General features: G+C 53.6%; 13 protein-coding genes and 1 pseudogene. 12 read left to right on the top strand and 2 right to left on the bottom strand.

All coding sequences use genetic code 11. The annotated features are described in order from the left end of the window. The first annotated feature begins 324 nt into the window (after window positions 1–324). The 7 genes from INT19_RS01600 to INT19_RS01570 all read left to right on the top strand — a co-directional run bounded on the left by INT19_RS01600 (window position 325) and on the right by INT19_RS01570 (window position 5,959). Window positions 325–657: a hypothetical protein gene (locus tag INT19_RS01600; RefSeq protein ID WP_193059452.1), complete on the top strand. Its 333-nt coding sequence runs from the start codon at window positions 325–327 to the stop codon at window positions 655–657. Between the two features lie 96 nt (window positions 658–753). Beyond that, a complete protein-coding gene (locus INT19_RS01595) occupies window positions 754–1,866 on the top strand; it encodes a YqaJ viral recombinase family nuclease (protein ID WP_226912572.1) in 1,113 nt (370 codons plus the stop codon). A 174-nt stretch (window positions 1,867–2,040) separates the two neighbouring features. Continuing rightward, a complete protein-coding gene (locus tag INT19_RS01590) occupies window positions 2,041–3,021 on the top strand; it encodes a recombination directionality factor (protein ID WP_226912573.1) in 981 nt (326 codons plus the stop codon). A 132-nt stretch (window positions 3,022–3,153) separates the two neighbouring features. After that, entirely contained in the window at window positions 3,154–3,975 is an 822-nt protein-coding gene (locus INT19_RS01585) for a DUF932 domain-containing protein (protein WP_193059451.1), read from the top strand. 14 nt (window positions 3,976–3,989) lie between these two features. Then, complete coding sequence (gene radC, locus INT19_RS01580) at window positions 3,990–4,493, top strand: RadC family protein (protein WP_193059450.1); 504 nt, start codon at window positions 3,990–3,992, stop codon at window positions 4,491–4,493. 204 nt (window positions 4,494–4,697) lie between these two features. Continuing rightward, a complete protein-coding gene (locus INT19_RS01575) occupies window positions 4,698–5,687 on the top strand; it encodes an Rpn family recombination-promoting nuclease/putative transposase (RefSeq protein WP_193059449.1) in 990 nt (329 codons plus the stop codon). Between the two features lie 35 nt (window positions 5,688–5,722). Beyond that, window positions 5,723–5,959 carry a hypothetical protein gene (locus INT19_RS01570; protein WP_193059448.1) on the top strand — a complete coding sequence of 79 codons (237 nt, stop codon included), beginning with the start codon at window positions 5,723–5,725 and terminating at the stop codon, window positions 5,957–5,959. Window positions 5,960–6,051: 92 nt separating this feature from the next. Here the strand turns inward: INT19_RS01570 and INT19_RS01565 are convergent, their stop codons facing one another. After that, the gene (locus INT19_RS01565) at window positions 6,052–7,278 is read right to left on the bottom strand and encodes a tyrosine-type recombinase/integrase (protein WP_193059447.1); all 1,227 of its coding nucleotides are present in this window, start codon (window positions 7,276–7,278) and stop codon (window positions 6,052–6,054) included. 85 nt (window positions 7,279–7,363) lie between these two features. Between INT19_RS01565 and INT19_RS01560 the strand changes: the two genes are divergently transcribed. From INT19_RS01560 to INT19_RS01540, 5 genes are all read left to right on the top strand, one after another. Then, a complete protein-coding gene (locus tag INT19_RS01560) occupies window positions 7,364–7,663 on the top strand; it encodes a helix-turn-helix domain-containing protein (protein ID WP_193059446.1) in 300 nt (99 codons plus the stop codon). Between the two features lie 171 nt (window positions 7,664–7,834). Beyond that, entirely contained in the window at window positions 7,835–11,083 is a 3,249-nt protein-coding gene (locus tag INT19_RS01555) for a beta strand repeat-containing protein (protein ID WP_193059445.1), read from the top strand. A 123-nt stretch (window positions 11,084–11,206) separates the two neighbouring features. Continuing rightward, window positions 11,207–12,007: a SapC family protein gene (locus INT19_RS01550; protein WP_193059444.1), complete on the top strand. Its 801-nt coding sequence runs from the start codon at window positions 11,207–11,209 to the stop codon at window positions 12,005–12,007. Between the two features lie 598 nt (window positions 12,008–12,605). After that, window positions 12,606–13,187, top strand: a complete 582-nt coding sequence (locus tag INT19_RS01545) for a hypothetical protein (protein ID WP_193059443.1) — start codon at window positions 12,606–12,608, stop codon at window positions 13,185–13,187. A 95-nt stretch (window positions 13,188–13,282) separates the two neighbouring features. Beyond that, the gene (locus INT19_RS01540; protein ID WP_193059442.1) at window positions 13,283–13,498 is read left to right on the top strand and encodes a DUF6447 family protein; all 216 of its coding nucleotides are present in this window, start codon (window positions 13,283–13,285) and stop codon (window positions 13,496–13,498) included. A 240-nt stretch (window positions 13,499–13,738) separates the two neighbouring features. On the opposite strand, the pseudogene INT19_RS01535 reads toward INT19_RS01540, so the two are convergent. After that, window positions 13,739–13,886, bottom strand: a pseudogene (locus INT19_RS01535) (IS1380 family transposase); the annotation flags it as partial.

Genomic DNA, 13,886 nt, shown 5'->3' with positions numbered 1-13,886 from the left:
ACTTTCAGCCGCTTTCTTTTATACCCTGTGAGAAATCCGGGCTAAAGCTGTGTTATTGAATACGGCACTGCAGACCCTCTTAGTTGAATAAAAGCCGCTTGTTTATCATTAAAACGACTCTTGGTAGTTACTCTGACGTTAAATGCACATCCCCCATGTGATAGCGCGGGAAAATCCCGCGTTGTGTTGTCCATAAGATACTCCGGCAGCGACGTAACATGCTCTTTGTGAAGCGGCATGCGATTGAACCAAAACTCAGCCCCACACTACTCCTGTGAAGCCAAGACACTGGGTCTTGGTCTGACCCTTCAGCAGGAGAGGCGTATGTCCATTCCTTGTCCTCGCTGCGCATCGACGCAGCTCATCCCCCGCCAACGTGGTCGCCAAATCGGTGCCGCTACCGGCATTCTCTCGGGTGGTTCTACGGGGGCGCTAGGGGCATTAAGCGGTGCTAAAACCGGTGCGACGTTAGGTTTTGTCGCAGGGCCAGTGGGTGCTTCGATCGGTACGTTCGCAGGCGCACTGCTGGGTGCGCTTGCAGGGGGCACGGCAGGCGGTGTTGCGGGTGCCAGGCTCGGTGAAGAGCTCGATAGTAAAGTGCTCGACAACGTCGAGTGTTTGGCCTGTGGCTACTCCTTTCGACCCCCTTCTCAATAAATCGTCAATCCATTTCCCTTCGTTGATCACAAGCACTGGTTGCCCGCCAACAGGCTAGGGCGGCGATGCCGTGTCTACCGTTTAGGAGTATCTATCATGAGTCACACCCTCCACTCTCAAGCAACCGCCGTTGACGCTGTTCTCTCCCACGGACAAGTCGATGCGCTTCCTTCGCGTGAGATGTCTGCTTTCGTCGAGCGTGAAAGCCACTTGAAGCGCCCTACACCGCCGCCCCGGCGTTACCGCGAACAGGCACGGCGCTTGGTCGATACCCGCGCCCTGGATCGCAAGGCATGGCTTTCGATTCGTCAGAGCGGCATTGGCAGCAGTGACGCGGCGGCGGCCGTAGGGCTGCATCCGTATAAATCGCCGTTGGAACTCTGGATGGATAAGACCGGGCGCCAATTCGATGACAAGGAACCCAGTCGGGGCGAGATCCTCACCAGCCCTTTGCACTGGGGGCAGGTGCTGGAACCCATCGTGGCGGAGCACTACGGACGACATACCGGCCATCGGGTACAACGCGTCAATGCCATTTTGCAACACGTCGAGCATCCCTGGATGTTGGCCAACCTGGATCGTGAAGTGGTGGGCAATGATGAGGTGCAGATTCTGGAGTGTAAAACCGCCGGAATCTACGGCGCCAAGCTATGGAAAGACGGCGTGCCTGAGTACGTGCAGCTACAAGTGATGCACCAGTTAGCCGTCACCGGCCAACAGGCCGCTGATGTCGCCGTATTGCTCGGTGGCCATGAGCTACAGATCCATCGTATCGAACGCGACGAGGCGATGATCGCGCAGCTGATCACGTTGGAGCGGCAGTTCTGGGACTATGTGGAGAACGACACGCCACCGCCAGCGGATGGGTCGGACTCGGCGGATCAGGCGCTGCGGGCGCTATTTCCCCAGGACGATGGCGAGACGGTTGATTTGTGCCAAGACGCGAGCCTTAGCCAAGCCTTTGCCGATCTACAGCGGGTACGACACACCCTGGACAATGCCAAGAAGGAAGAAGCCAAACTCAAGCACCGTCTGCAGCAGGCGATGGGCACCGCCACGTTGGCGATCTTTCCCAGTGGCGTGCTGAGCTGGAAGCAGACCAAACCTGTCAATCGGCTGGATACTAAAACGCTCCAAAAGGAACACCCGGCCCTGTGCGCCGCCTACCTTCACGCGCATCCCGGAACCCGGCGGTTGGTGGTGCGCTAATAGCGCTCATGTCGTCACACAGCGCCGCTGTACGCGGTTGCCGTATCAAATTAAACCTACGTTACCTCAACCAAGCACACGCCTCAGCGCGGCTCTCCGGCCGCCTGGGGCGTTTTGCGTTATGGGGTAGCCAACCATGCATCACTGATGTGCTGATGTAGTAAGGAGATCCTTATGCTTAAAGGCTTAGCCATTACCCCGCCCATCCTGGGGCGGATCACTATCGGCAAACTGGTCGAGAACAACGGCAAGCGTCTGCCACAGAAAGACGACCAATTCACTATCACGTCCCAACTCCAGACCAAGGAGGGCTGGATACGCCACCCGCTCGATGAACAGCTACGCAGCGCTCAGGAGGGCAAGCTCCGAACGATTCCCATCCGGCTGCTGTTCAGTGACCCCGACCTCAACCTGCGTGCTGAATACGCGCTGTTCGACCGGCAAACGGCCAGGCCACTGTGCGTAGGCGATGGCGAGCAGTGTAAACGGCGTACCCAGGACGGCATGGTCACGCTCGACTGTCCTTCCCCTGACGGTTGTCCTTTAGCCCAGGGCGGCGCTTGCAAGCCCTACGGGCGGCTTAACGTGTTGATTGGCGATGACGACCCACTGGGCAGTTTTATCTTCCGTACCACCGGCTTCAACTCGATACGCACCTTGGCCGCACGGCTCGCCTACTTCAAAGCGATTTCGGGTAACCGGCTGGCGTGTATGCCGTTGGAGCTACGGCTACGCGGCAAATCCACCCGCCAGAGCCGGGGCACGGCGATCTTCTACGTGGATATCACCCTGCGCGAGGGCTGGACGCTGGAAGAGACCCTGGCCGAGGCGCAGCGCCTGAATGAGTTCCACCAAGCCACCGGGTTTGATCAGAAAGCGTTGGATAAGGCCGCTAAGGCCGGATTTGCCAACGGGGCCTTTGAAGACAGTGCCGAGGAATCCATCGACGTGGTCGAGGAGTTCTACCCCGAGGCACCGCAAACGCCAGTGGGCAAGCAGGAACCCAATGCCCCGGTGACGCTGGCCGACAAACTGCAGGCCAAAAGCCAGCAGGGCCAGCCTGAGCCACCAGAACCGGAAAGTCCCGACCAGGCAGCACCACCGCCTGCCGACCATCCCCCACAAACCCCACCACGCGAAGCCAAGCGCGCCTAAGTGTGGATCTCAAACGTTAGCAACTCACCCCCTCTCTCGATTTAACACCACCACCGCTCAACGTTGCCCGCTGCCTGTTTGGCGCGGGCCGTTATGCCGTGGTTAACCGATAAACTGATAAGGAAACACACCATGCGTATTCTCACTCACGACCAACTCCACCGTACTGCCCCCGCCATCTTTGCTAGCCAACCCGATGAAGCGGTGTCGGATCGCTACGGCTTCGTGCCGACGATTAACGTGGTCGATGCCCTGCAGGCCGAGGGCTGGTACCCGGTTCGCGCCCAACAAACCAACGTGCGTCAAGCCGAGCGCCGTGACGTGGCGCGGCACATGATCCGCTTCCGGCAAGACCCTGACCGTCAACTCGCCGTCGGTGACAGCATTACCGAACTGGTACTCACCAATAGCCACGACCGCAGTGCCGCCTTTCAGCTCGATTTAGGGCTGTTTCGGTTGATCTGTCTTAACGGCATGGTCACGCCAGTAGGCGACGTGGGCGGTATCCGCGTGCGTCACGGTAAGCAGATCGTTGATGAGATATTAGAAGGCTCTATTCAACTCAGCCATCAAGTGCCCCGCATTGCGGAAGGGGTAGAGGCGTTTCAATCCACCTTAATCAGCCGAGGCGAAGCCCAGCTGTTTGCCGAGTCGGCTCTGTCGCTGCGTTACGGTGACGACTGGCAAGCGGCTAGCCCCATCCAACCCACCGATGTACTCGAAGCTCGACGCAGCGAAGACGCCAACGGCTCGCTGTGGAGTGTTTTTAACCGCACCCAAGAAAACCTCTTCAAAGGCGGCTTACGTGGCCGTTCCCCCACTGGGCGGGCCACTCGCACCCGACCGATCAACAGCGTCGCTGAGGACGTGCGTTTAAACCGCGCCTTATGGAAGCTCACCGAGCGATTCGCTGAGCTGAAAGGAGCAAGCCTCCCGTCCTACACCCACCACTGATAAGGAGATCCCGTATGACCTGCCAGATACCGCAACTCATTGCCGGGGAGACCCCCGGCACCTACCGTCTGACCAGCGACGTTACTGACGCTCAGCTATTACACCTGGCCAAGATGATCGCCCACAAGCGGCTTCGCAAGGGCAATAAGCTAGGGTGTCCTGATGAAGTTCACCGCTGCCTGCAAACCCTATTGCTCGACTACCCCTACGAAGTGTTTGGCACACTGCTATTAGATACCCAGCACCGACTGATCGCCTTCGATGAGCTGTTTCGGGGCACCATCGACTCCGCCAGCGTCTATCCCCGCGAAGTGATCAAGCACGCCATCGAGCACAACGCAGCGGCGGTGATACTGGTTCACAACCACCCCAGCGGTGATCCCGAACCCAGCGATGCCGATAGACGCATTACCCAGCGGCTCAAAGACGCCCTGGGATTGGTGGATATTCGGGTATTGGACCATGTCGTGGTGGGCCACGAAGGCTATGTCTCGTTCGCTGAACGGGGGTGGCTGTAAGGTCACCTTCACGCTGAACTCTCTTTACTCTCCTGCCTCACGCTTGCCCTGACCGGCAGCGTGGGGCGGGGGCTTTTCTGGTGGGGCTCTTTTTTTCTTTAAGCATCAGGTCAATAGCGTGAGCGGAAGGGCGTTTGAGCGTGGGAATGAGCGTTGGGCGTCGCGTGCTGTGGTAAAATGAAAACATTGAGACAAGGAGTCAGCATGGCGGATACCACCCACAAGCAACATGATACGGGCTATAAAGAGTTATTCAGCTACCCGGAGTTCGTGCAACAGCTCATTGAAGGCTTCGCTCCAGCCGAAATGGCCGAGTTGATGGACTTCTCGACGCTCAAGAACCACAGCGGTAACTACATCACGCCGCTGTTCGAGGAGAAGTTCGAAGACGTGGTCTGGTCAGTGGAGGTCACTTGGCAGGGCGTCACCCAGCAGGTGTTCCTCTACATTCTGCTGGAGTTTCAATCCTCGGTGGATCGCACCATGCCGATCCGGCTGATGCACTATGTGGCCTGTTTTTACGACCACTTGCTCAAGAATGGAACGACCACACCGCACAAGGGCTTACCGCCGATCCTGCCTATCGTGCTCTATAATGGTTCTGAGAACTGGACGGCCCGGCGTGATATCTACGACATGGTGCGCCCGGAACCGCCCGCGTTTCTGCAGGTCTACCAGCCACATCTGCGCTATTACTTGGTCGATGAAGGGCGCTACACTGATGAGGAATTGTGCTTACGCCAGACACCACTCAGTGGCGTGTTCAGTATCGAAAAGGCGTCTACAAATAGGAAAGGGCTGCAGCAAGCCGTGGATCGGATTGTGGCAATTATCCAGGCTGATCCCAACAAAGAACGTATCGACAAGATTATTACCCGCTGGTTGAAGCGTCACCTGCAGCGGCTTGGGGCTGAGGTCAACCTGGATCAGCTCAACAGTTTGGTGGAGGATAAAGACATGTTGGCAGAGAATTTAGAGAATTGGGCGCAGCAAGAGCGTCGTGAAGAGCGTGAGAAGGTTCTGCAGGAAACCGAGCAGCGCTTAAGGGAAGCTGAAAAGCGTGCTTTGGAAGAAAAGCTTGAAACTGTTCGCCATTTACTGGCGTTCGGTGTGCTCAGTGATGAGCAGATTGCCGAAGCCACAGGATTAGCGGTTGATGAGATTGCCAAGCTGCGGATCGAAGATAAGCACTGATCCCACCTTTCAACAGTTTGGTGGAGGACAAAGATATGTTGGCAGAGAATTTAGAGAATTGGGCACAGCAAGAGCGCCGAGCAGAACGGCAAAAGGTTTTGCAGGAAACTGAGCTGCGCGTAAGAGAAGCTGAACAACGTGCCCTAGAAAGCAAGCGCAACGCGGCCCGTAAGCTGATCGCCCGTACCGAAATGGATGACCAAGCGATCGCGGAGATCGCCGATCTATCGGTAGAGGAAGTTGATAAACTGCGTGCCGAGACCCAGCACTGATCCTGCATTAATTCCAGTAACCCCCGCCACACGTACAAAAAAGGGCAGCCACCGAATGGGGCTGCCCTTGCTGTATCTGCCTGTTTTATTTTTCACGTCTTAGCCGCTGTCGACCCCTTTCCCCTCAATACCGCCTCACCGGTATGGGGCGTCTCAGGCGCATCCGTGGGTTGCCACGGCACGCTACTGGCAGCGTCAATCAATGAGGCCTGCGTCAGGTGTGCATAACGCTGTGTGGTGGTGATATCCCGATGCCCCAATAACCGCTGCACCTCATACAGCGAACGTCCCGCATTGACCATAAAGCTGGCGAAGCTGTGGCGTAAATCGTGCATTCTTAATCCTGGCAGCCCTGCACGGCAGCGAACCTCATGCCAACGTTTGAAAATCGATACATAAGGCTTCTGTGTCTCAGGGTTACCAAACGGATAATCGCCGCTGACGCGTCCCGCTTCGTTCAGTGCCTTCAATACAAACAGTGCCTGCGGTGATAAATACACATGCCGCGTTTTCCCACTTTTGTTAATCGGAATGGTCCAGATCTGACGACGCAAATCAATATCCTCCCAGCGTGCGTTCAATACCTCCCCCCGCCTTGCCCCAGTAAACAGCAAGAACATCACAATCCACTTGAGCATGGGTGGTTTGGCTGTTTCAAGGACATCAATAAGCCGCTGGGTTTCTTCCGGTGACAAAAAACGCTCTCGGGCGTTGTTCTCGACGTACAGTTCAATAACAGCGGTAGGGTTCTCCTTGACTCCCGGTGTTTTCCACCGCAGCGCACAGTTAAAGATAAACCGCAGCAGAATGATCAATTTGTTGGAGGAACTGGGCTTGTGGGTTTCCCGGTGACGGCGAACCACTTTCATAATGCGCGCAGGCGTCACTTCATCAAGATAAAGATCCCCTAATGGCTCCAAAACGTGTGCTTTGAGTTGGCCCCAATCGTTTTTCCAGCTTTTTTTATAGCTGCGAGCATAGGGTAAATACTCATGCTCAATAAAGTGCCGCAGGGTCGGCACGTCCTTGCGCGCCTCACGTTCGGCATAAGGGTCACGCCCCAAAGCAATTTCCGCCAAGTGTGACTTTGCTAGGGCACGAATATCTGCCAATGGCACTATCTCGGCATTGGCCAATTTCTTCTCCACCTGATGGCCCCGATCTGCACGATAGCGCAGATAATAGCTTCGTTTACCCGATGCTAAGACTTTTAACACCAATCCCGTGACTTTGGTGTCGTAGTAGTCGATTTTGGCTTTGCCACGTGGAGATGACTTGGTACTCTCCACGAACTGTTGTGTCTGATTTTTCTTTGGCATAGCTTTTCAGTCCCTTTAAAACGCATTAATGCTACTATTGATAGCATAAAAGAGTCTTTTAGCCAATATTTTGGAGATTAATTCAATGAATCAAGAAGCGATGCGGTTTGCGCTTGCCATGCGCATAGGGCGCGCCGCCCTGGGGATGAGCCAGCAAGAATTTGCCAATGCGTTGGGTGTGGCGAAGTCTACGGTGGCACGAAACGAAACCCTCGATATGAGCATGCGCGCTGACACATTGGCTGCTATGTCACGGTTATTTAAAGAGTATGGGATTGAAATAGACCTGTTGGGGGCTGCCGATAGCTTAGACATAAAGGTCAACCTTTCAGCCATAAGTCGGTTGACAGAAGAGAAAAATAACGCTGGCACAGACAAGAAATGAGGGTTAAATATAGAAAAGCGCGTTTCTACCAAATGAACGCAAAACCGCATCACTCAGTGTTTCGTATGTGATCCATTGATAGCATAAGTGAATCAAAAATAAGAAATGTGGTAGAAAAGCGTGATTGGGGAGGGTTTTTAAGGTGATTAGTTAAATTAAATCAGTTAGTTAGTGGAATGTGACGCTATAAGTCTGACTCAGCAAGCCGACAACCTGGAAGGTGCCGACGGTTCAGACACTACTTTCGAAGCTCCGGTTACCCAGAACGAAACAGGTTCTGGCGCACTGGCCAACACCTTTGAAACTGGCGACCGTTTAGACGGCGGCGCTGATAGTACTAACGTACTGCGCGCTGACCTGATCGCCTCTGGCTCTGTTTCTGATAACTGGGCTCCAGCGATCTCTGCTGAAACTACTAATATTCAGGAAGTTTATCTGCGCGCCCAAGCTGGTCGCGTAGATGCTGGCGCTGACAACACTACTTTCGGCGCTACTGTAGACGCTGAGAAGATGGCAGGTGTTGAACAGTGGTGGACCGATGGTAGCCGTGCTGATATTCGTATTGAAGACGTCCGTTCGCGTCCGGTAGATACCATCCTGGGCATGCGCGAAACTGACCCCGAAGTAGGCTTCGAAGTTTACTTTAATCCGCTGTTCATGGAAGGCGGTCAGACTAGCCAGTCACAGCTGGTTATTCAAATTGCTGAGCTGGACGGTGGCAACGTCAACTCAGAAGCTGAACTGAAAAACATCAGCGTTAGCGCGCTGTCTTTCGAGCTGGCAGGCGAATCTGTAACGCTGGCTAGTGATGAAATGGCTGCTGCTAACACCTGGGCTGAACTTGAAACAGCACTGGTAGCAGAATTGGAAGCTGCAGGTCTGGGCGACCTGGAAGTCACTCGCGGTGACAACGGCCAGTTCCTGTTGTTTGATGCTGAAGGCCGTGCCTTCTCAAACCAGGGCGGCTTTACTGCTACTGCGACTACTGATCAGCAGATCGATATTCGTAACCGCATTACCCAAGAAGTTGAGACCCAGGAAGAGAAGACAGAAACGACGCTGGTTCTTGACGGTGCTGGTAATGGTTCACGTGGCGGTGACGTCAACATTGCGGCCATGTCAGGCGACCGCGGTATTGAAGTGATTAACGTTGCTGTTGACCGTGATAGCCACATCCGCTCTCTCCGTTCAGAAAACAACCCAAATGATACGGGATCTTTCTCTACTGAGCAGCAGTTGGAAGAAGTCTATCTGACGCATCTTGCTGACGGTGCCAAAGGTGATTTCCAGCTAGGTAGCCGTACAGTAAGCGATGACGGTGTGTCTGGTACTATTGATGACCGTCTGAACACTAACGGTCTTTTGGACGTTCGCGTTTTTGATGCAACAGGCTACTCTTCCAGCATTAAGCTCGGTGCATCTCTGACTGCTGGCGTTTTTGACAAGTACCTAGCTGGCGCAGAAGAGACCGTTCAATTCAGCTACCTGCTGGGTGACGGTGGTAACAACTTCAGTCTTGATGTTGATAACACTGTTGCAGCCGACGGCGACTTCGCTCTGGAAATCGTTGGTGGTGCCGAAGACGACCGTGTCAACCTGTCTGGCTTGGCAGTAAAAGACTCTACCTCTGTCAACGGTGACGAGGGTGTCAATACAGTCGAGATCAACACCACGACAGGTGCAACAGCTGACGACTTTGGTAACTATGCAACAGGCAATGCCGTTGATTTTTCAGCTGAAGACACTGCCTTTGCTGGTTTTGAAAACGTTGACCGTCTGGTTATTGCTGGCGACAACGATACCCGTCAGAACATCGTTACCGGCAACATGACCGCTATCGATGGCAAGAAAGTTGTGATTGCAACAGACTTGGCTTCTGATTTAGCTGGCAATCCTATTGCAGGAACTGGTGTCGACACCGATATCGTTCGAGCGCGCATCGATACCGAGCTGACTGTATCTGGCAAGAACCAGACGCTGGGTTCAGGCAACAACAACAACGATCAATTCGTTGGCGTTGTAGACGTGATCAACACTCGTCCGGTTCCGACCCAGAATAACTTGGAAGTGCTGCTCGACAACACTGCCCGTCTGGATGGTGAACTGGCCGTTGAAGCTTTTAACGTCAGCATCGAAGGCGCTGGCACCAGCGCGGTTCGTGAACTGGATCTGACCTCTGGCGGTCGTCGCAGCTCTGAAAACCTGGTTCAAAGCGCTGCTTTGGCCGGTGTTGGCAAAGTTGACCTGGACGGTACCCAGAACCTTGATCTGCACATTGCAAGCATGGCGTCTGGTGCTTCTGTAGTTGACGGCTCTGACCTGGGCGGCGACCTGGAACTGGCAATCAACGGAGGTCTGCTGACTGGCGCAACTGACGTGCTGACCGGTACGGCGGCTGAAACTGACACTCTGGCTGTATACGGCGGTGGTGCTCAGGCAACAGTTACGGCTTTCGAAACCATTCAATTGGGTCTGGCTGCTAACAACCAGTTCAACGGAGCGGTCACCGGCTTCTCTGGCGAATTCAACGCTGCTGCGGTATCCGGCGTTGAGCAGTACAACGTCGCAGCTTTAAGTGGTGCTGCTGAACTGATCAACCTGTCTGGTTCTGAGGTTGTTAACGTTGCGGCGAATAACGCTAATCAAAATCTGACGTTGATCGCTGCTGACCGTGCAAACGGCAACGAAATCACCGTTAACTTCGCTGGTGATTACTCAAGCGATCTGTCGGTTCAAGACTACCGTACTGTAACGCTGGATCTGGCTGCAGATACTAATTACGTCTTCAATCTGGATCTGAACACTGTAGACGGCACCAACGCAGGTACTACTTACGCCCGCACACTTGAAATTGTTGGTGGCGGTGTAGATGCGAATGGTGATGTTACCACTACGCTGAATATTGGCGATCTTGACACTGCTCTGAGCACTGTTGACCTGTCAGGCTTCGAAGGTAACCTGCTTAATGCACAGTGGGACGGAACTACTGGCACCAACGGTACGGTTGTAGCTAACGAGTATAACTTTAGCTTCAATGTTGGCGGTAACGGTACTTCTTCTGAGTTCATCTCTAGCTTTGACTTCAATGCCGACGCTAGTGAAGCAGGTATTGTTTGGCAGATCGATAACTTCCAAGTGTTTGGTCAGGGTGGTGTTGATTTGACTAACCAGTCAATCATCGATCTTCGTGATCTGGGTGTTGATAGTGCAGCAGACATCGTTGTTCAAGATGCTAATGACTTCTTCACCGCACTGAATGGCGCTGCACAGCAAGATTACTTCGACCAGGGATACACGGCCGCTGACTTTGCTGCTGGCGACACCGTTGTAACCTCAAGCGAAGGTCTGGATTTCACCATTCTGTTGAACGGCGTTACCTCTACTGACCTCGTAAACGAAAACTTTGCAGGTATCGCGTAAGCTGCCTTTGGCAACTTATTGACTGTACTGTGGTCGTAGTAAGGCCACCCTTCGGGGTGGCCTTTTTGTTTGGTGGCTGGTTTAATGCCGCCGAGAGCAAATAGTACTACTCAAGGAGATACCATGTTTCGCCAGTTGACCCCACTACAGCCCCGCGAACACCAGCAGTTGCGCTTTAATCCTCGCCAGCCTTACGACTTTGCAAAGGGGCAAATGCTGATTCCGTTAGTCGCGGCGGAAGCATCACGTTCCGCACGTGAAATGCCTATCGTTTTTCCGCAAAGCGGCGGTTTGCCCCAGGCGCTGGTCGGCGTTAACCACGGCCAAAATATGCATGTGAAAGAGGATACAGGCCACTGGATTGGCCGCTATATACCTGCCCATATTCGCCGCTACCCTTTTATGCTGGCAGCTGTTCCGGGGGCAGAGGGCTCAGGCAGCGAGCGGCAGTATATTATTCAGTTTGATGCCGAGGCGAGCCACTTGGAGCGCCCTGATGGCCTGGCGCTTTTTGATGACCAAGGGCAGGCCACAGAGACGCTTCAGCAAATTCAGAAGGTGCTTACCAATCTAGAGCGGGAAAATCACCGCACCCTAGGCCTGGTGGCTGAGCTAGAAGCGGTAGGCCTGCTGGCCGAGCGGCAAATCCTTGTGGGCGAGGAAGGCAAGGGTGGAAAGCGTCTAACCGGTATCCGTTTGGTGGATGAAAAAGCATTGGCTGCACTCGATGCCGATACGTTGGCTAAGTTGCGCACCAGTGGCGCCCTGGCACTGGTGTACGCACACCAGATGTCGCTCAACAACCTCAAAGATGGCCTGCTAGCGCAAATGACCCGCACACCAGATGTGGCTGATCCACCCATGTCGTTAGATGAACTCTTCAACGAAGGCGATGACGACTTTGCCTTCGATTTCGATAGTTAATTCTTACAATCTGGGAGTTATCCATTGCCGGTAAGTTACAAACCTTGACCAACTGCGAAACCTCGTACAGCACCTGCGAGTTCTTTGAAGCTGTTCAGTATCAAGTGATGAGCATCTGGGTAATGGATGAACAAACTCAGTGCCTAAAGTAGCTAGCCCTATAGCTCGCCTCGTTGGTCTTGATAGCCATATCTTTCCTTACTCGGCGTGGCTTGCATAAAAACGACTTTCAATGATGGTACGCGGGTCTCAGGTTCTGGGGCGTTGGTGGGTCGCAATGGTTTGAAATCAACCCAGCAATATCGGTCGTCTGCATGGTATGCGTCAAGCAATGAGTTTTTGGATGATAAGGCAGGGCCAACGCTAGAGAGATGCTAATCGACTCCCTTTATGGACGGTGTTTAGCGCGGACCCTAGATGCTGAGGGAGCAGCTTATTGGCGTGCCGGAAGATATCGATACATACCTATTTGGCTAGAAATACTTCGATTGAATGTATTCTATTGAGCGACGTCAAAGGTATGGAATGAATATTTTTACCAGGCTGGTTGAATTAAGTACAATGCCGCGTTGGTTTTAGGCGACGAGATTGGGAAGTGATGGCGAAATTACCGAAAAGCATTGTTATTGAAGGACGTCGTTACCCTACGTGGGCATTAAGCGCTAAATCGCGTAAACAGCTGATAAACCTAGACTGTGTAGATGCGCATATCGCAGAGCTTCATCAACGGCTAGCGCATCATTATGTTGCTCGTGAGCATTATCAATTACTGCTGGCGAGTGCGTTGCCAAAACCCCATCGGCAGCCTTCAGTATCCGAAACCACCAGAAGTTTTTGGCAAAGTGTTTCAAAAGAATGGGCTCAAAAGCACTGGCCCACTAGAACGGCTACGTTAAGCTTGATCACCTTTGAATCGACTGGCCATTATCGGCAAGGAGATAGAGTGTTATGTTATGTAAAAGGTCATGGGGTGGTGGGTTGGGGAGTGGTTGAAATAGATATCCACTCAACCAAAAGGCATTTGGCCTGGCGAGTAAGCGTACCGACTCTGGATAAAGCGCTGCCTGCTAAAGCACTAAAAGAGTTTTCGCTACGCCACCCGAGTCGTTCATCGCAGTTGCTGCCAGCAGCAGCTGATATTGAAGGGCTATTGTCAGCGCTTGCAGCAAAAGCCGCATAATCGAAGGTTCATGAGATGCGTACGCTTTCGATATTCACGTGCACAGCTGTAATAATTCATCTCTAATTTTATGATTACCCATTAAGGAGCTATGTATGGCGAAGGATAAAGCACAAACAGTAACTATCGACGGTAGTGAATACAATGTGTCAGATCTGTCTGAAAATGCACGCAACCAGCTACTCAACCTGCGCGTGACTGATCAAGAGATTCAGCGTTTGAACCAGCAATTGGCTATCGCGCAAACGGCTCGCGCAGCCTATGCGCGTATATTAAAAGATGAGCTTCCGGAGCCACAAAAGACGCATTAAAGATAATCCCGCCTTATTCACGAGGGCGCTGATTGAGCGGTCTGAAGGTACTGGCTGTTGGCATTGCTTATCAGGATCGGCTTCTTCAGCGCGAATGGCCGTTGAGTAATGCCAAAACGCTGAAATTTTCCCGCTTTCTTATAGCTCTTTGGAATCAATGGCGACCGTCCAAGCAGCCGTGATCGCCGACCGCCGCTCCGATCGCTCGCTTTCTGATGCTGTGGTGGTCTCGCAGGAGCGTCAGCTCAGTGCGGTCAGCTTCGGCAACCCCTTCAGCAGCGTCAGCCACCACTTGTCGGCGGCGGCCCCCAGATGAACGGTGATTCGCCGAGCGTGCAGCCTCAGCGTGGCGGCGACCTTCAGCACCTGCTCGCGCATCCGGCTGAGG

This window comes from Halomonas sp. 3A7M (assembly GCF_014897875.1).
Classification (GTDB): Bacteria; Pseudomonadota; Gammaproteobacteria; order Pseudomonadales; family Halomonadaceae; genus Vreelandella.
The sequence above is the reverse complement of the archived record's forward strand: the minus strand, read 5'-3'. Positions and strand labels throughout refer to the sequence as shown.